The 16,775-nt window shown below is 60.3% G+C and carries 13 protein-coding genes; 7 read left to right on the forward strand and 6 right to left on the reverse strand.

The genetic code is table 11. The annotated features are described in order from the left end of the window. Positions 1-53: 53 nt before the first annotated feature. Both speG and KHA73_RS17795 read left to right on the forward strand, forming a co-directional pair. A complete protein-coding gene (gene speG, locus KHA73_RS17790; protein WP_234585728.1) occupies positions 54-608 on the forward strand; it encodes a spermidine N1-acetyltransferase in 555 nt (184 codons plus the stop codon). A 199-nt stretch (positions 609-807) separates the two neighbouring features. After that, on the forward strand, positions 808-1,023 hold the full coding sequence (locus KHA73_RS17795) for a hypothetical protein (RefSeq protein WP_234585729.1): 216 nt from the start codon (positions 808-810) through the stop codon (positions 1,021-1,023). 131 nt (positions 1,024-1,154) lie between these two features. Here KHA73_RS17795 and KHA73_RS17800 read toward each other — a convergent pair whose 3' ends face one another. The 4 genes from KHA73_RS17800 to KHA73_RS17815 all read right to left on the reverse strand — a co-directional run bounded on the left by KHA73_RS17800 (position 1,155) and on the right by KHA73_RS17815 (position 6,891). Further along, entirely contained in the window at positions 1,155-1,958 is an 804-nt protein-coding gene (locus KHA73_RS17800; RefSeq protein WP_234585730.1) for a hypothetical protein, read from the reverse strand. 274 nt (positions 1,959-2,232) lie between these two features. Continuing rightward, positions 2,233-3,045, reverse strand: coding sequence for a phosphate ABC transporter ATP-binding protein PstB (gene pstB, locus KHA73_RS17805; RefSeq protein WP_234585731.1), 813 nt, complete (start codon positions 3,043-3,045; stop codon positions 2,233-2,235). Between the two features lie 28 nt (positions 3,046-3,073). Beyond that, the gene (gene pstA / locus KHA73_RS17810; protein WP_234591325.1) at positions 3,074-4,711 is read right to left on the reverse strand and encodes a phosphate ABC transporter permease PstA; all 1,638 of its coding nucleotides are present in this window, start codon (positions 4,709-4,711) and stop codon (positions 3,074-3,076) included. Between the two features lie 8 nt (positions 4,712-4,719). Further along, a complete protein-coding gene (locus KHA73_RS17815; RefSeq protein WP_234585732.1) occupies positions 4,720-6,891 on the reverse strand; it encodes an ABC transporter permease subunit in 2,172 nt (723 codons plus the stop codon). A 78-nt stretch (positions 6,892-6,969) separates the two neighbouring features. On the opposite strand from KHA73_RS17815, the gene KHA73_RS17820 reads away from it, so the two are divergent. From KHA73_RS17820 to ppx, 3 genes are read left to right on the forward strand one after another with little or no spacing between them, the layout of a single operon-like run. Next, positions 6,970-7,230 (forward strand): hypothetical protein, encoded by a 261-nt coding sequence (locus KHA73_RS17820; protein WP_234585733.1) that lies wholly within the window; start codon positions 6,970-6,972, stop codon positions 7,228-7,230. Between the two features lie 56 nt (positions 7,231-7,286). Continuing rightward, the gene (gene ppk1 / locus KHA73_RS17825; RefSeq protein WP_234585734.1) at positions 7,287-9,350 is read left to right on the forward strand and encodes a polyphosphate kinase 1; all 2,064 of its coding nucleotides are present in this window, start codon (positions 7,287-7,289) and stop codon (positions 9,348-9,350) included. 10 nt (positions 9,351-9,360) lie between these two features. Beyond that, on the forward strand, positions 9,361-10,911 hold the full coding sequence (gene ppx, locus KHA73_RS17830; protein WP_234585736.1) for an exopolyphosphatase: 1,551 nt from the start codon (positions 9,361-9,363) through the stop codon (positions 10,909-10,911). A gap of 3 nt (positions 10,912-10,914) precedes the next feature. Here ppx and KHA73_RS17835 read toward each other — a convergent pair whose 3' ends face one another. After that, complete coding sequence (locus KHA73_RS17835; protein ID WP_234585738.1) at positions 10,915-13,152, reverse strand: EAL domain-containing protein; 2,238 nt, start codon at positions 13,150-13,152, stop codon at positions 10,915-10,917. 329 nt (positions 13,153-13,481) lie between these two features. On the opposite strand from KHA73_RS17835, the gene KHA73_RS17840 reads away from it, so the two are divergent. After that, entirely contained in the window at positions 13,482-13,661 is a 180-nt protein-coding gene (locus KHA73_RS17840) for a YfgG family protein (RefSeq protein ID WP_234585740.1), read from the forward strand. A gap of 101 nt (positions 13,662-13,762) precedes the next feature. After that, entirely contained in the window at positions 13,763-15,196 is a 1,434-nt protein-coding gene (mgtE, locus tag KHA73_RS17845; RefSeq protein ID WP_234585741.1) for a magnesium transporter, read from the forward strand. A gap of 4 nt (positions 15,197-15,200) precedes the next feature. Here mgtE and alkA read toward each other — a convergent pair whose 3' ends face one another. Beyond that, positions 15,201-16,682 (reverse strand): DNA-3-methyladenine glycosylase 2, encoded by a 1,482-nt coding sequence (gene alkA, locus KHA73_RS17850; RefSeq protein WP_234585742.1) that lies wholly within the window; start codon positions 16,680-16,682, stop codon positions 15,201-15,203. Positions 16,683-16,775 lie beyond the last annotated feature (93 nt).

Below are 16,775 nucleotides of genomic sequence, written 5' to 3' on the forward strand. Positions count from 1 at the left end.
ATGCCTGCGCCGAAGTTATACTTTGCGCAATTTCACGACATAGAGGAGCACACATGTCCAGCACCGCCAACGTCAGATTACGCCCACTGGAACGGGACGATCTGGCGTTTGTCCACCAGATGGACAACAACGCCAGCGTTATGCGCTATTGGTTTGAAGAACCCTACGAAGCCTTTGTGGAGCTTTCCGATCTCTACGACAAGCACATCCACGATCAGAGCGAACGGCGCTTTATCATCGAGCACGAAGGCGCCAAGGTCGGGCTGGTGGAGCTGGTGGAGATTGACCACATCCACCGCCGCGCGGAATTCCAGATAATCATCGATCCGGCCCACCAGGGCAAAGGCTACGCCAGCACCGCCGCACGCCTGGCGATGGACTACGGCTTTTCGGTGCTGAACCTGTACAAGCTGTACCTGATCGTCGACAAGGAAAACCCCAAGGCGATCCACATCTACAGCAAGCTGGGCTTTAACGTGGAAGGCGAGCTGATCGACGAGTTCTTCGTCAACGGCGAATACCGCACCGTGCTGCGCATGTGCATCTTCCAACCGCAGTATCTGGCGAAGTTCAAAACGCAAACCGGTGATAAACCGCTGGTGAAATAGAAGTAAAAGTGAAAAACCCGCGAAAGCGGGTTTTTATCGGGGAAAGAGCCAGTTAGTATCTAGGGAAGGTTTTTTCACATCATAAAACCCTGAAATGAAAGTAAGCAATCATAACTATTCATCTGATATAAATAATTAAGTTAAAACTCACAACGACAATCTGGATCTGTCTCTGATATTCACAATAAGGAGAAACGCGATGACCAAAGTTTCAAATCTGCTTATTTTTATCGGCCTAATCATCTTTGCAATAACTTTTTCCCTGAATATATATAGTGGCTCAGTGGCCAACAATCTCAATAACGCACCGCTATTTTCCACTCATTGGTGGGCGCGTTGGTTCCCACTGTACGCCTCAGCGGTTGCTCTGCTCTTTATTGGTTTGGTATTGCGTTTGGCTGGCAGAGCCCGTTAAGGCCTCATAAACTCGTCCCGCCGCCCTCTCGGTTATTAACGGCCAGGCAGCAGAAACCATCCTCATGCTGATCACTGGCAATGCATCTAGCGTGTGAATAAGGGCCATATTGCTGATATGGCCCTTATGGGTCATTTATCTTTATTGCCCAACATGCGCATCAGCCATCCACGCGGCGGCTTTTTGGCCGGCGGCAAGTCGATGACGGACTCCAACGCAACATCGGGTGTGTTTTCCTCGGCGATAGCGTCGCGTTGGTGCTGACAACGCGCCTGATAGTCCGCTTCGTTTTGGCACAGGTGGGGCAGCCATTTCTGCCAAAAAGCCTTGGCGAGACGCAGAGACTCCCATTCATTCACCGACCAGGCCACGATGAAAAACGCCATGATCAAATAGGCAAAAAAGAAGAATACAAACTCAAACTTCTTGCTGGCGGTCGCTTCGCTTTCATCCAAGGGAAGCGCCGTGATGCAGAAGCCGTAGGCGATAGCCAGCGTGCTAACGCCCAGAAATATCATCAGCGAAAAACGCTGGCGCCGCAGCCGATTGCCATCCAGGGCGAATACTTCGTTTTTGCTTGAAGTGAGAGAGGTGTGGCGTAAGAAACAGTTCAGCGCAAGATCGCTCAATGCCAGCGGCGCGCGGCCCAGATAATCCACCAGCTGATGCGCCACCCATACCGGCAGGCGGATACCAATGCTTTCATACAGCGCCTTGGTGTGCAGCAGCGTCATGTCGCTCTGCGGCCGGTCTCGCAACGCCTGGATGCGCGCTAGCGCCGACAGGCGTTTCGCATCGCTGACGCGGTCGAATTGGCAATTTCGCCGGGAATCATACCCCTTTAACCAACGTAAAAACCACCATGCCACCGCAGAGCTCAGCATAGGCAATAACAGCGGAGATAACTCTTTAATATAACTTGCATCAATGTTCATTCTTATATACTCCTTATATAAATAGGCATCCATTCATCGACAAAAAGAATAAATTACATAATAGAAATAAATGATTGAGACATCTAACGAAACAAAAATCAATATAAATATCACACAAAAAAGTGAGCTATTGGTGAACGTTACCTATATAGCATTAATAGTGCAGAGGCCGTAAGAAATATAAAAAAGATCTTTCTACTCAGAAGAGCGCTATGCCGGCGGGTTTTCATCGCCAATGCGCGGCGAAAACCCACCGGTCTTCGCCGCGATGCTGTTAACCATAGCGCCCGGTAATATAATCCTCGGTGCGGCGCTGGCGCGGCGAAGTGAAGATGGCGTCGGTATCGTTGTACTCCACCAGCCTGCCCTGATGAATAAAGGCGGTGTAATCGGAGACGCGCGCCGCCTGCTGCATGTTGTGCGTCACCAGCACCACGCTGTAACGCTGCTTCAGCGCGGAGATCAACTCTTCGATGGTCAGGGTGGAGATCGGATCCAGCGCCGAAGTCGGCTCGTCGAGCAGCAGCACCTCCGGTTCGATGGCGATAGCGCGGGCGATCACCAGCCGCTGCTGCTGGCCGCTGGAAAGCCGGAAGGCGTTCTCGCGCAGCCGGTCCTTCACCTCGTGCCACAGCGCCGCGGCGCGCAGCGAACGTTCCACCGCTTCATCCAGCAGGCGCCGGTCGCGCACGCCCTGCAGGCGCAGGCCGTACACCACGTTTTCATAAATCGATTTCGGAAACGGATTCGGCCGCTGGAACACCATGCCCACCTGCCGGCGCAGCGCGGCCACGTCAATCTGGCTGCCGGAGATGCCCACGCCGTTGAGCTGCAAATCGCCCTCGATGCGGCAGTTATCCACCAGATCGTTCATACGGTTGAAGCAGCGCAGCAGCGTCGATTTGCCGCAGCCCGAGGGGCCAATCAGCGCCGTCACCCGGTGTTTCGGAATGCGCAGCGAGATATTGTGCAGCACCTGTTTCTCGCCGTAGAACAGGTTCAGGCCATTGACCGCCAGCGCGGTCTGTTCATCATCAAGATGCTGGACATCCAGCCGGGGCAAACTGCCTGGCGTCATCAAACCCATTACGCACTCCCCAAGAATAACGTCATTGTTACTGCGACCATGCTCTATACCGCTCCCTCAGCGAATGGCGGATGCCCATCGCCGCCAGATTCAGGCCCACCACGATCGTCACCAGCAGGAAGGCGGTGGCGAAGACCAACGGCCGCGCCGCCTCCACGCTTGGGCTCTGGAACGCCATATCGTAAATCTGGAAGCTCAGGTGCATAAACTTCCGCTCCAGATGCAGATACGGGAAAATGTCATCCACCGGCAGCACCGGCACCGATTTCACCACGCCCACCAACATCAGCGGCGCGGTTTCGCCGGCGGCGCGCGCCACCGCCAAAATCAAACCTGTCATCATCGCCGGCGCGGCCATCGGCAGCACGATGCGCCATAAGGTTTCCGCGCGGCTGGCGCCCAGCGCCATCGAGCCCTGGCGCAGCGCGACGGGAATGCGCGACAGCCCCTCCTCGGTGGCGACGATCACTACCGGCAGCGTCAGCAGCGCCAGCGTCAGCGCCGCCCACAGCACGCCGGGGGTGCCGAAGGTCGGGTTGGGCAAGGATTCAGGATAGAACAGTTGGTCGAGCGTGCCGCCAATCATGTAAACAAAAAAGCCCAGGCCAAACACGCCGTAGACAATCGACGGCACGCCGGCTAGGTTGACCACCGCAATGCGGATAAGCCGCGTCAGCAGATTATTGCCAGCATACTCATGCAGATACACCGCGGCAATCACGCCAAAAGGCATCACCACGATCGACATCAAAACCACCATCAGCACGGTGCCGAATATCGCCGGGAACACTCCGCCTTCGGTATTGGCCTCGCGCGGGCTGTCGCTGAGGAATTTCTTCACCTGGCTGCCCCAGTGCGCCAGCTTCTGCCCGGTGTTCATGGCGTTCGGGTACCAGGCGTCGCGCACCTGGTTCAGCGGAATGGTCAGCGTCTGGCCGTGCATGTCGCGCAGCAGCAGCGCGTCACGCAGGCGATCGCGGTTCAACCCGTCCAGCCGATCGGCCAGCGTGCGGAACTGGCGCTGCAGCTCCACCCTTTCAGCCTTGATGGCGTCCTGGGCGCGGGCATCCAGTTGGGCATTCTGCTGCAGGCGCTTTTCACGCAGCCGCAGCGCATCAAACTGCTGGTTGATGCGCGCCATGTCGTGAAACTGAATCTTATTCGCCTGGCGCGTCAACGCGGCGATCTGCGGCAAACGCTGCCGCAAGGCCTGGCTGAGGTTGCGGCCGGTCAGCGGCTGGCCGTCTTCCAGCATGCCCGCCAGATAACCATAGGCGGTGCCGTTGCTGTTGCGCTCCAGCACCAGCAGATCGCGCGGCGTGCTTTGGCGGCGAATATCGCTGGCCAGCAGGGTGCGGAAATCCTGCTCTTCGCTTTCGCGGTTACCGACCTTGATCAGGTAGCGCTCAATATTCTGCGCGTCGCCCGGCGGCGTCACGCCGGCCTCGGCCAACTGGCGGCGTGAAATGCTCTGCTGCTGATAGAGTTCGCCGATCAGCGTCACCGGCCCGGCCGCGCTCTGGTTAAGCTCAAACTGATACACCGGGCTGGGCCAGAAATAGCGCATGCCCTGCCCGGCCAGCAGCAGCATGATGCCGATCAGCGCCAGCAGGCTGACGGCCACCGAACCGGCGGTCAGCCACACCCACGGCGAGCCGCTTCTCATCCAGTTTCTCACGGCGCCTCCTGGTTGAGGGTATAACGCTCACGCAGCCGCAGGCGCACCGCCTCCGCCAGCGTATTGAATACAAAGGTAAAGACGAACAGCACCAGCGCGGTGAGGAACAGCACGCGGTAATGGCTGCTGCCGGATACCGCCTCCGGCATTTCTATCGCGATATTGGCCGCCAGCGCGCGCAGCCCCTGGAACAGGCTGCCGTCGATAATCGGCGTATTGCCGGTGGCCATCAGCACTATCATGGTTTCCCCGACCGCGCGGCCAAAGCCGATCATCAGCGCGGAGAAAATGCCGGCGCTGGCCGAAGGCAGCACCACCCGCACCACGGTTTGCCACTGGGTCGCCCCCAACGCCAGCGATCCCTGGCTCAGGGTGGCGGGCACGCTGAACAGCGCGTCCTCCGCCAGCGAGAAGATGATAGGCACCAGCGCAAAACCCATCGCCACGCCCACCACCAGCGCGTTGCGCTGATCGTAATCGTCACCCAGCCAGAAATGCAGCGGTGCGCCGAAGATAGCCACCTCCAGCCACGGCCCTGCGCTAAACGCCAGCCATACGGTCAACGCCAGCAGCGGCAGCAGGATCAGCAGATCGACGCCGGCCGGGCGGCGCGGCGCAAAATGGTTGACCGCCCCGCCGCACAGCAGCACTACGGCCGCCAACAGCAGCGGCAGCGACAGCACCGCCAGCAAATAGTGTTCAATCACCGGCGCCAGCCAAATGCCCGCCACCAGGCCAATCACCACCGTCGGCAGCGCCCCCATCACCTCAATGGCGGGTTTAATCACCCGGCGCAGCCCCCGCGTCATAAAGTAGGCGGTGTAAATCGCGCCGGCCAGCGCCAGCGGAATGGCGAACAGCATGGCGTAAGCCGCCGCCTTGAAGGTGCCGAAAATCACCGGCACCAGGCTGAACTTGGGTTGGTAGCTGTCTTCGCCGGAGGTGGACTGCCAAACATAAGCCGGCTGCGGGTAGTTCTCATACCACACCTTGCCCCACAGCGAACGCCAGGTGACGTCGGGATAAGGGTTATCGATGGCATAACGCTGCCAGCCCTCTGCGGTTTCCAGCAGCAGGCCGTCGCCGCGCGGCGCAAACGCCATGCGCGTCACTGCGCCGCTCAGCCGGCCATTCAGCAGCGGCTGGGGCTGAATGCTGGAGAACAGCGAGAAGCCGCCATCGGGCCGCAGGGTGGCGAACACCCGGCGATAAGGCTCGGCCGCCAGCATGTCCTGCGGCTGGGATAAGTGATCGAAATGCTGCACCGGCGTCAGCTGCCAGCGCGAGTTCTTTTCCACGTCGAACCATTCGCGCGTGTTGCCGTCGGCGCCGGTAATCAGCAGTGCGCTGCCGCCGGGCAGCGCCGTCAGGCGATAAGGCGGGCGCTCGCCGAGGGTGCGCGTTTCGCTCAGCTGCAGCTGGGCGCCGTCAATCTGGTAACGCGCCAGCCGGTTGCCCGCCAGCAGGTAAAGCTGACGGCCGTCCGGCGTCAGCACCAGCTGCTGCGCCCCGCCTTCCAGCGCGAGCGCGCTCAGCTGCGGCGCCCGATCGGGGCTAAAGCGGCCGAAGACCAGGCGGTTGTCTTGCGTCACGCCGGCCAGCAAATACTGGTTGCGGTGCGCCTCCGCCAGGGTCAACAGCTGCAGCGAACGCCCCTGTTTATCCAGCGCCAGCGGGCGTTGCCCCAGCGGGAATGCCCACTGCGGCAGTGCGGTTTCCGCCGAAGTGAAATCGGCCTGGGCGATCACGAAGCGGCCGTCGGCCTGCGCCAGCGCGAACAGATCGCGCTCGCCCGCCGCCTGGCTGAGCAGCGCCGGTTTGGCCAGCAGCGTCTGCTGGGCCAGAGGCTCGGCGGTTTTGCCCCCCTGCGGCGGCGCAAGGCGGTAGAACTGGCCTGCGCCCTGCGCATCGATGCGGTAACCGATGCGCTGCTGCACGTCCATGCCCAGCGCCAGCGCCGGCCCGGAGGCGTCGATCGGCAGCGGCTGGGCCTGGCCCAGCGACGCCGGTTTGAACAGCGGCAGCACCGCAAACAGCAGGTAAACGAAGATCAGCATCAGCGTCATCAGCACCAGCAGCCCACTGACGGTCACCGCCGCCTGTACGCCACGGTCGATGCGCCCGCGCAAGCGATCCCGGGGATGTTGAGTTGCCGTAGTCTGTGCCATGTCTCTCGCTGTCGCTGATGAAATCGGGCTTGCACCGTAAGATAACCGGGCATCTTATGTCAGTTTTGTGACGTTTGCATGACAAACTTGGCCGCCGTTCCTTTAGCGTTTTCTACTGCCATAGGCCAATATGGCGTGGTTATATTGCTGAAAAATGATGGCGAAGCCGATCTCTTTACCCGCCTAAAAGCCTTATATTCATCATTTATTCCAGCAGAGCGGGAAGGCTGCCCTCACCGCCGCAGAAAAAAATTTTCCGCCATCAAATGCCGCCCCCCAACGCAATGGATATGTTGGACTTTCCTGTCAATCTCTCGCAATAATGAGGAAGGACAATAGAGCGGCATCCGGGCGCTGCGTCCCGGATCCTATTCTAAAATTGAACTGGAGTGGCAATGGGTCAGGAAAAGCTCTACATCGAAAAAGAACTAAGCTGGTTATCCTTTAATGAACGCGTGTTGCAGGAAGCCGCAGATAAGAGCAATCCCCTGATTGAGCGCATGCGTTTTCTGGGCATTTACTCCAACAACCTCGACGAGTTCTATAAGGTCCGCTTCGCCGATCTCAAACGACGCATCCTGATCAGTGAAGAACAAGGCTCCGCCGGCGCCTCGCGCCACCTGTTGAAAAAGATCCAGGCCAAGGTGCTGAAAACCGATCAGGAGTTCGACAGCCTGTATAACGACCTGCTGTTGGAGATGGCGCGCAACCAGATCTTCCTGATCAACGAACGCCAGGTCTCCGAAAACCAGCAAATCTGGCTGCGGCAATACTTCAAGCAGCACCTGCGCCAGCACATCACGCCGATCCTGATCAACCACGACACCAATCTGGTGCAGTTCCTGAAAGACGATTACACCTATCTGGCGGTAGAGATCATCCGCGGCGCGCGCATCGACTACGCGTTGCTGGAAATCCCCTCCGACAAGGTGCCGCGCTTCGTCAACCTGCCGCCGGAAGCGCCGCGCCGCCGCAAACCGATGATCTTGCTGGACAACATTCTGCGCTACTGCCTGGACGACATCTTCAAGGGGTTCTTCGACTACGACGCGCTCAATGCCTATTCGATGAAAATGACCCGCGACGCAGAATACGATCTGGTCACCGAGATGGAATCCAGCCTGCTGGAACTGATGTCTTCCAGCCTGAAACAGCGCCTCACCGCCGAGCCGGTGCGCTTCGTTTATCAGCGCGATATGCCGAACGAGATGGTGGAGCTGCTGCGCGGCAAGCTCGGCATCTCCAACTACGACTCGGTGATCGCCGGCGGGCGTTACCATAACTTCAAAGACTTCATCAGCTTCCCGAACGTCGGCAAAGCCAACCTGGTCAACAGGCCGCTGCCGCGCCTGCGCCATATCTGGTTCGACCGTTTCCGCAACGGCTTCGACGCCATTCGCGAACAAGACGTGCTGCTGTATTACCCGTACCACACCTTCGAGCACGTGTTGGAGCTGTTGCGCCAGGCATCGTTCGATCCGAGCGTGCTGGCGATAAAAATCAACATTTACCGCGTAGCGAAAGACTCGCGCATCATCGAGTCGATGATCCACGCGGCGCACAACGGCAAAAAGGTCACGGTGGTGGTCGAGCTGCAGGCGCGCTTCGACGAAGAGGCCAACATCCACTGGGCCAAACGCCTGACCGAAGCCGGCGTGCACGTGATTTTCTCGGCGCCGGGGCTGAAAATCCACGCCAAGCTGTTCCTGATCTCACGCCGGGAAGGCGACCAAATTGTGCGCTATGCTCATATCGGCACCGGCAACTTCAACGAAAAGACCGCGCGTATTTATACCGACTATTCGTTGCTGACCGCCGACGCGCGCATTACCAACGAAGTGCGCCGGGTGTTCAACTTTATCGAGAACCCGTATCGCCCGGTCACCTTCGATAACCTGATGGTATCGCCGCAGAACTCGCGGTTGAAACTGTACGAACTGATCGACAACGAAATCGCCAACGCCCAGGCCGGAGAACAGGCCGGCATTATGCTAAAAATCAATAATCTGGTGGATAAAGGGCTGGTAGATCGGTTATATACCGCATCCGGCGCCGGCGTAAAAATACGCCTGCTGGTGCGTGGCATGTGTTCTTTGATTCCCAACCTGCCGGGGATCAGTGACAATATCCAGGTGATCAGCATCGTCGACCGCTATCTGGAACACGATCGGGTGTACGTTTTCGACAACAAAGGTGACAAACGGGTGTATCTGTCCTCCGCCGACTGGATGACCCGCAACATAGATTACCGCATCGAAGTGGCGGTATCGCTGCTGGATCCGGCGCTGAAACAGCGCGTTCTGGATATTCTGGAGATCCTGTTCAGCGATACGGTCAAAGCCCGCTATCTAGACAAAGAACTGAGCAACCAGTACGTGCCGCGCGGCAACCGCCGCAAGGTGCGCTCACAGGTGGCTATTTACGAGTATTTAAAAGCTCTGGAACAACCAGGACAGTAGGCCAGCAACTATGCCGCTAAAAAGCACTGCAACGAACAAACCGCAGGAATTCGCTGCCATCGACCTCGGGTCGAACAGCTTCCACATGGTGATAGCCCGCGTCGTCAACGGCGCCTTACAGGTGTTAGGCCGTTTAAAACAGCGGGTACACCTCGCCGATGGATTGGACAGCAATAATGTGCTCAGTGAAGAGGCAATGGAACGCGGCCTGGCCTGCCTGGCGCTGTTCGCCGAACGGCTGCAGGGCTTCCCTGCCGATAACGTCACCATCGTCGGCACCCATACCCTGCGCCAGGCGGTGAATGCCGAGGTGTTCCTCAAGCGCGCCGCCAAGGTCATCCCCTACCCGATCGAAATCATCGCCGGCCAGGAAGAGGCGCGTCTGATCTTCATGGGCGTGGAACACACCCAGCCCGAGAAAGGCCGCAAGCTGGTGATCGACATCGGCGGCGGCTCAACCGAGCTGGTTATCGGCGAAGATTTCGAACCGCTGCTGGCGGAAAGCCGCCGCATGGGCTGCGTCAGCTTCGCCCAGATGTTCTTCCCGGGCGGGGAGATCGGCAAAAACAACTTCCGCCGCGCGCGCCTTGCCGCAGCGCAGAAGCTGGAAACCCTGGCCTGGCAATACCGCATTCAGGGTTGGCAATACGCCCTGGGCGCCTCGGGCACCATCAAGGCCGCGCACGAAGTGCTGGTGGCGATGGGCGAAAAAGACGGCCTGATCACTCTGGATCGGCTGGAAATGCTGGCCGAGCAGGTGCTGCAGTTCAAGAATTTCAACGCGTTAAGCCTGCCGGGGCTGTCGGAAGACCGCCAGTCGGTGTTCGTGCCGGGGCTGGCTATCCTGTGCGGCGTGTTCGATGCGCTGGCGATACGCGACCTGCGCCTGTCCGACGGCGCGCTGCGCGAAGGCGTGCTGTATGAAATGGAAGGCCGCTTCCGCCATCAGGACATCCGCAGCCGCACCGCCAAAAGCCTGGCCGATCACTACAACATCGACCGCGAACAGGCCAAACGGGTGCTGGAAACCACCGAGCTGCTGTATTCACAGTGGATGGCGCAAAATACCAAGCTGGTGCATCCGCAGCTGGAAGCGCTGCTGAAGTGGGCCGCCATGCTGCACGAGGTGGGCCTGAGCATCAACCACAGCGGCATGCATCGCCATTCGGCCTACATTCTGCAAAACTCCAACCTGCCGGGCTTCAACCAGGAGCAACAGCTGCTGCTGGCGGCGCTGGTGCGCTTCCACCGCAAGGCCATCAAGCTGGAAGAGCTGCCGCGCCTGAACCTGTTCAAGAAAAAGCATTACCTGCCGCTGATCCAGCTGCTGCGGCTGAGCACCCTGCTCAACAACCAGCGCCAGTCGACCACCACGCCGGAGACGCTGCGCCTGAGCACCGACGACAACCACTGGACGCTGCGTTTCCCCAGCGGCTATCTGGCGCAGAACAACCTGGTGCAGCTGGACTTCGAACGCGAGCAGGCCTACTGGAACGACGTTGTCGGCTGGAAGCTGGTTATCGAGGAAGAAGGCTCGCAGGGCGAACAGCGCACCGCCTGATCCTCAGCGCCCCTCTGCCGCCGGAGGGGCGTCTGCCGCCAGCTGCGCCAGCGGCTGCGGCCTGCCGATATAGTAGCCCTGCATGTAACTCACCCCCAGCGTTTTCAGCGCCTCGAACTGTGCTTCGCTCTCGACGTATTCCGCCACGATGCGCAACCGCTTTAACTGCGCCACCTCGCATATCGAGGCGATAATTTGCCGATCCAACGGGTTAGTCAACATGCCGCGCACGAAGCTGCCGTCAATTTTCAGCGTATCCACCTGCAGCATCTTCAGCCGCTCGTAGCTGGAATAGCCGGTGCCGAAATCGTCGATCGCCAGGCGGCAGCCCAATGCCCGCAGCGCCTGCAGGCTGGCGCTGGCGCAGTCGGTTTCCTGCAGCAGGTGCGACTCCGTGACCTCCAGCATCAGCCGCGCCGGTTCAATCCGGTAGTGTCTCAGCAGCGTACGCAGATCCTGGCTCAGCATCGGGCGGCACAGCGATGACGGCGATAGGTTCACCGCAAAATGCGCCTGCGGCAGGCGGTCTCGCTGGCGCGCCATAAACTGCAGCGTATGGCGCAGCACCCACATATCCAACGCGTAGGTCAGGCCAAATTCGTGCGCTACCGGTAAAAAGGCGTCGGGCGGCAACAGGCCGCCCTGCGCGTCCGGCAGGCGCAGCAGGATTTCATGGTAGCAGCCGCCCCGCACGCCAAGGATAGGCTGCGCCATCAGCACAAAGCCGTCATGATCCAGCGCCTGCTGCACGCCGTGCAGCACCGCCACCTTGCGCCTGATTTCCTCTTGCAGCCGGCGCCGGTCATGCTGCGCGTTCTCTGGCCGCCCGCTGCTCAGCGACACCTCGGCCAGCGAACTCAGCTCGCCCAACAGCGGGTACAGGTGTTCCTGGCCCGGCCCCGCCGCACCATAGCCGATCCCCAACGAGGGATGGACCGGCAAGCCGTTCCACACCAGGCGAAATTTTTCCAGCGCCAGATAAATGCGCGCCACCTGCGGCTGAGCGTCGCCCCCCTCCAGCCGCAGCAGCAGATCGTAACCCGGCAGGTGATAAACCCCATCATCCGGCTTCAGCACCTGGCGCAACAGCGCCGCCAGCTGTTGTTTGAAGCGGATACGCAGCTGCATGCCATAGTTGTGGCTGAGCAGATCCAATTCAGCCACTCGCAGAAAGCACAACGTCGAATGCGGCGCGGCGGCCAAATCGCGCCTGAGCGCCCGCAGGTTGGGCAAGCCGATCATCGGGTCCCGCAGCGCGGCGTTTTGCGCCCGGGCCTGGGTCGCCCGCTGCCGGGTGTTGATCGCCGACACCAGGAAAACGCACAGCGTAAATACCAGCAGCATGGAAGAAATAAAGGCGATGTTGTGCAACGGGTTATCCCACTGCATATAGCCGCGATAATAGGTGAACAGCACCAGCAAGGTGACGGGCCAGACCACGCTGTTGAACTGATAGCCAAAGCGCATCGCGCTGTACAGCATCACCGGCAACAGCAGCGTCAAACCGTAGTCGTTCAGCAACGGGTAAACGTCGCCCTCCATGCGATAACACAGGGCGGAGAGCATACAGCCCATCACCAGCAGCCATAGCCGCAGCTCGCCTTTGCCGCTTTCGCACGCCTTTTCGCGGCGAAAACGCCGCCACAGCGCCAGCGCGCAGCGCGGCTTGACCAGGCAGCGCAATGCCGCGTAAAACAGCGGCATGGCGGTCAGGCAACCCAGCAGCAACGCCTGAAAGTTGACCAGGCTGCGCAGGTAGCCGGCATAGCCGGACGCCAGCCCCAGCTCATCGGGCAAGGCGCCCAGGCCAATCAACAGCTGCAGGCCCAAAATGAACAACAGCGACGGCAAGGCGACCAACCATAACAGCCGCGCCCGCGCAAGGCTCAGGCTGCCGGGCGCGGCGCACCAGCGGCGCCGGGTGCGCCAGCGGTACCCCAACCAACTGAGGCTCAAACAGCCCAGGAACAGCATCATCATGATGATGCCAATCTCCAGGCCGAGCCGGCTGGCATAACGCAGCAGAACGGCGGCGGCGATGCCCGGCAGCGCTCGCCAGTCAAAGCACCGCAGCAGCGCGATGCAGGCCGCCAGCGGTAAATAGATCAGGTAAACCTTGCCCTCGGGCGACAGGAAATGCGGCGACAGCCAACCGGCAATCGGGATCAACAGCAGGCTGCAGATTAAGGGATAACCCCACCCGCGGTGGCGTAACCGTCGGATCAATAAATCCATAAACATCAGGCAGGCTCCTTTCCATACCGCTATCCATTCAGGACAGCGGCGAGAAAGCGGCGGCGTGAATGGCTGTAAATTTTATGCGCTGGGGTCGGTCAGGATTTGACCGCGATCAATCAATAGATAAAAATCCGGTAAAAAATGAGCAAACCAACTTTTTGTATTACCCTGGCGTCAGGTTACTTTCCATAAACCAAACCTAAACTAAACGGCGGTAGAATGCGCTGCTTCAGCGGCAGGAAATAAATGGACAACTTTTGTCATCAGCGCCTAAAATTCCGGTTACAACTTCCGCCATCAGATAACACGGGAACCGGCAGGCCGGGTGATATATGCGTAGAAAAACCACCGGACAAATGACGAAGATAGTGTTGTTTATCAGCTTTATCATTTTGATTGGCCGGCTGCTGTACGCCGCCGTGGTGGCGGTGCCCCATCATCAGGAAAAGCGGCTGGCGCCCCCTCAAAGCGCCACCGAAAGCAGCGCAGAAAATCGGGGCAATGCCCCCTAGACGCCTTGCCCGCCCGTTTCATAAAAATGACGCCTGCACTCGCTATGCTCTATCTTTGAGAGAGCCCCCGCAAGGAACCCGAGCGCCCGTTAAGGAATACCATGTCTGCCGCTACCCATAACGTCAAAAAAGTCGCTGAACATCGCCAGCGCATCCTTTCGCTGCTGTTAAACAACAAAGAGCTGGTCGACGGTATTCTCGGCCGGCCGGGGGATGAAAACGTCCTCAGCAAGAGCGAATTGCTGAATCAGACGGCGGAGATCACCAGCCTGCTGGACGATATGCACGCCGCCGACCTGGCGGATTTGCTGGAGGCCTTGCCGCAGGACGAACGCCTGGCGCTGTGGCGGCTGGTGGGCAATGCCAAACGCGGCCAAACGCTGGTGGAAGTGGCTGAGCCGGTGTGGGACAGCCTGATCGAAGAAATGAGCGATAAAGACCTGCTCAAAGCGATCAAAACGCTGGACGTCGACGAGCAGGCCTACCTGGCGCAATACCTGCCGCGCAACCTGATGGGCCGCCTGCTGACCTCGCTGGAGCCGGAGCAGCGCGCTCAGGTGCGCGAGATGATCCACTACGGCAAGGACACCGTCGGCTGGATGATGGACTTCGAGCTGGTGGCGGTGCGCCCGGACGTCACGCTCGGCGCGGTGCACCGCTTCCTGCGCATGCGCAAAACCATCCCGGACGCCACCGACAAACTGTTCGTCACCGATCGCAAAAACACCCTGCTGGGCGAACTGCCGCTCACCGCGGTGCTGCTGAACGACCCGGAGACCCTGGTGCGCGACGTGATGGACAACGATCCCGCCAGCTTCCAGCCCGAAGATAAAGCCGACGAAGCGGCCGGCGCCTTCGAACGTTATGACCTGATCAGCGCCCCGGTGATCGACGCCAAGGGCAAGCTGATGGGCCGCCTGACCATTGAAGAGATTGTCGACGCCGTCAACGAAGAAAGCGACACCAACCTGCGCCGTCTGGGCGGTTTGAGCCCGGAAGAAGACGTGTTCGCGCCGGTCAGCAAGGCGGTGAAAACCCGCTGGGCCTGGCTGGCCATCAACCTGTGCACCGCGTTTATCGCCTCGCGGGTCATCGGCCTGTTCGAACACACCATTTCACAGCTGGTGGCGCTGGCGGCGTTGATGCCGATCGTCGCCGGCATCGGCGGCAACACCGGCAACCAGACCATCACCATGATCGTCCGTGCGCTGGCGCTGCACCAGATCGAGGTCGGCAACATTTCGCGCCTGCTGCTCAGGGAGCTGGGGGTGGCTGTCATCAACGGCGTGGTGTGGGGCGGCATCATGGGCGTGGTCACCTGGCTGCTGTATGGCGATCTGGCTATGGGCGGCGTGATGACGCTGGCGATGATCCTCAACCTGCTGGTGGCGGCGCTGATGGGCGTGGTGATCCCGATGACCATGATCAAGCTGGGCCGCGATCCGGCGGTGGGCTCCAGCGTGCTGATCACCGCGCTGACCGACACCGGCGGCTTCTTTATCTTCCTCGGCCTCGCGACGATATTTCTGCTTTAACGGCTTATTCCTCCGACGGCGCCCAGCCGTCGTTGTGCCACAGATGCAGCGTGGCGTAGGAACGCCACGGGCGCCAGCGTTCGGCATAGCGCTCAATCTGGCGCGGCGTCATGCCGGGGAAGCGCTGTTTGATCAGGTAATCGCCCGCCAGGAACACGTCCGGCCATGACCAGGCGCGCATCGCAATATAGCTGGCGGTCCAGCTGCCGATGCCCGGCAGCGCGGTGAGCGCCTTAATGCCCTGTTCGATGTCCAGCACGTTATCAAGCTGCAGTCGCCCTGCGCTGAACGCCCGCGCGATGCCGATCAGCGCCGCCGCGCGCTTCAGCTGCACGCCAAGCGGGCGCAGCTCTTCCGGTTGCAGCTGCGCCACCTGCTCGGCGCTTGGGAACACGTGGGTGATGCCGCCCTGCGGCTGTTCCAATGGCGTCCCCCAGCGTTCCGCCATGCGGCCGGCGAAGGTCGCCGCCATCTTCACGCTCACCAACTGGCCAAGCACCGCCCGCACCGCCTGTTCAAAGCTGTTGACGCAGCCCGGCAAACGCAGGCCCGGCGCATCGGCGGCCAGCGTACCCAGCGCCTGGGCGATGAGATCCGGCGCGGCGTCCAGGTCAAACAGCTGGCGGATGCGGCGCAGCACCTCGGTGGTCACCCGGCTCAATGAAGGCGCAATTTCCACCCGCACCCGGTTGTTGGCCTCCTCCGGCTCTACGCTCACCCAGCCGCGGTACGCCACCCCGCCCTGGCTGACGGCGATCGAGCGCATATATTGCCGGCCCTGCACCTGCTCCACGCCCTGCACCGCACGCGCCTGCAAAAAGCCCAGCATGCGCGGCCAGTCATACGGCGGGCGATAGCCGAGATGAAACACCAGCCCGCTGGCGGCGGCGTTTTCGTTGCGGCCGCCGCGCAGCGCCGAGGGGATCAGACGATAGCGCGTTTTGAACAGTTCGTTGAAGCGCCGCAGGCTGCCGAAGCCGGCGGCGAACGCCACCTCGCTCAGCGGCAGATCCGTGTCCGCCAACAGCCGCTTGGCCTGCAACAGCCGGTGCGACTGGGCGTAATCGATCGGCGAGGCGCCAAACTGTTCGGCGAAGATGCGCCGCAGATGGCGGTCAGAGATGCCCAACCGCGCCGCCAGTTGCTCACAGCTGTGCTCCGACAGGTAGCCCTGCTCAATCAGCTGCACCGCCACCTGGGCGTAGCGGTTGCCCAGATCGATCAGCGCCAGGCCGGGCGCCAGCTCCGGCCGGCATTTCAGGCAGGGGCGAAAGCCCGCCAGTTCGGCCGCCGCCGCGCTCGGATAAAAGGTGCAATTTTCAATCTTGGGCGTGCGGGCGCTGCACACCGGGCGGCAGTAAATGCCGGTGGAGGACACGCCGACGAAAAAACGGCCGTCGAATTTGCGGTCGCGGGCGCGCAATGCATCGTAGAACGCCTGTTGTGAATGATTCATGGCAACGCTCAGGGTCACTTTTTTGTGCATTATGGCGCTCCGCCGGTGCGCTGACGTGCGGAATTCGGACATTAAGATTTAAGCACGTCGCGGCGGCGGCCGCTAAATTTTTCGACACTCGGG

The sequence above is a fragment of the Serratia entomophila genome, from assembly GCF_021462285.1.
Taxonomy (GTDB): Bacteria; Pseudomonadota; Gammaproteobacteria; order Enterobacterales; family Enterobacteriaceae; genus Serratia; species Serratia entomophila.

Coding starts and splice junctions, on each gene's coding strand:
- KHA73_RS17840 (WP_234585740.1), top strand. CDS start 13,482: ATGCGTAGAAAAACCACCGGACAAATGACGAAGATAGTGTTGTTTATC.
- pstB (WP_234585731.1), bottom strand. CDS start 3,045: ATGGGTTTGATGACGCCAGGCAGTTTGCCCCGGCTGGATGTCCAGCAT.
- KHA73_RS17795 (WP_234585729.1), top strand. CDS start 808: ATGACCAAAGTTTCAAATCTGCTTATTTTTATCGGCCTAATCATCTTT.
- ppx (WP_234585736.1), top strand. CDS start 9,361: ATGCCGCTAAAAAGCACTGCAACGAACAAACCGCAGGAATTCGCTGCC.
- KHA73_RS17800 (WP_234585730.1), bottom strand. CDS start 1,958: ATGAACATTGATGCAAGTTATATTAAAGAGTTATCTCCGCTGTTATTG.
- alkA (WP_234585742.1), bottom strand. CDS start 16,682: ATGCACAAAAAAGTGACCCTGAGCGTTGCCATGAATCATTCACAACAG.
- KHA73_RS17815 (WP_234585732.1), bottom strand. CDS start 6,891: ATGGCACAGACTACGGCAACTCAACATCCCCGGGATCGCTTGCGCGGG.
- KHA73_RS17820 (WP_234585733.1), top strand. CDS start 6,970: ATGACAAACTTGGCCGCCGTTCCTTTAGCGTTTTCTACTGCCATAGGC.
- speG (WP_234585728.1), top strand. CDS start 54: ATGTCCAGCACCGCCAACGTCAGATTACGCCCACTGGAACGGGACGAT.
- KHA73_RS17835 (WP_234585738.1), bottom strand. CDS start 13,152: ATGTTTATGGATTTATTGATCCGACGGTTACGCCACCGCGGGTGGGGT.
- pstA (WP_234591325.1), bottom strand. CDS start 4,711: ATGAGAAGCGGCTCGCCGTGGGTGTGGCTGACCGCCGGTTCGGTGGCC.
- mgtE (WP_234585741.1), top strand. CDS start 13,763: ATGTCTGCCGCTACCCATAACGTCAAAAAAGTCGCTGAACATCGCCAG.
- ppk1 (WP_234585734.1), top strand. CDS start 7,287: ATGGGTCAGGAAAAGCTCTACATCGAAAAAGAACTAAGCTGGTTATCC.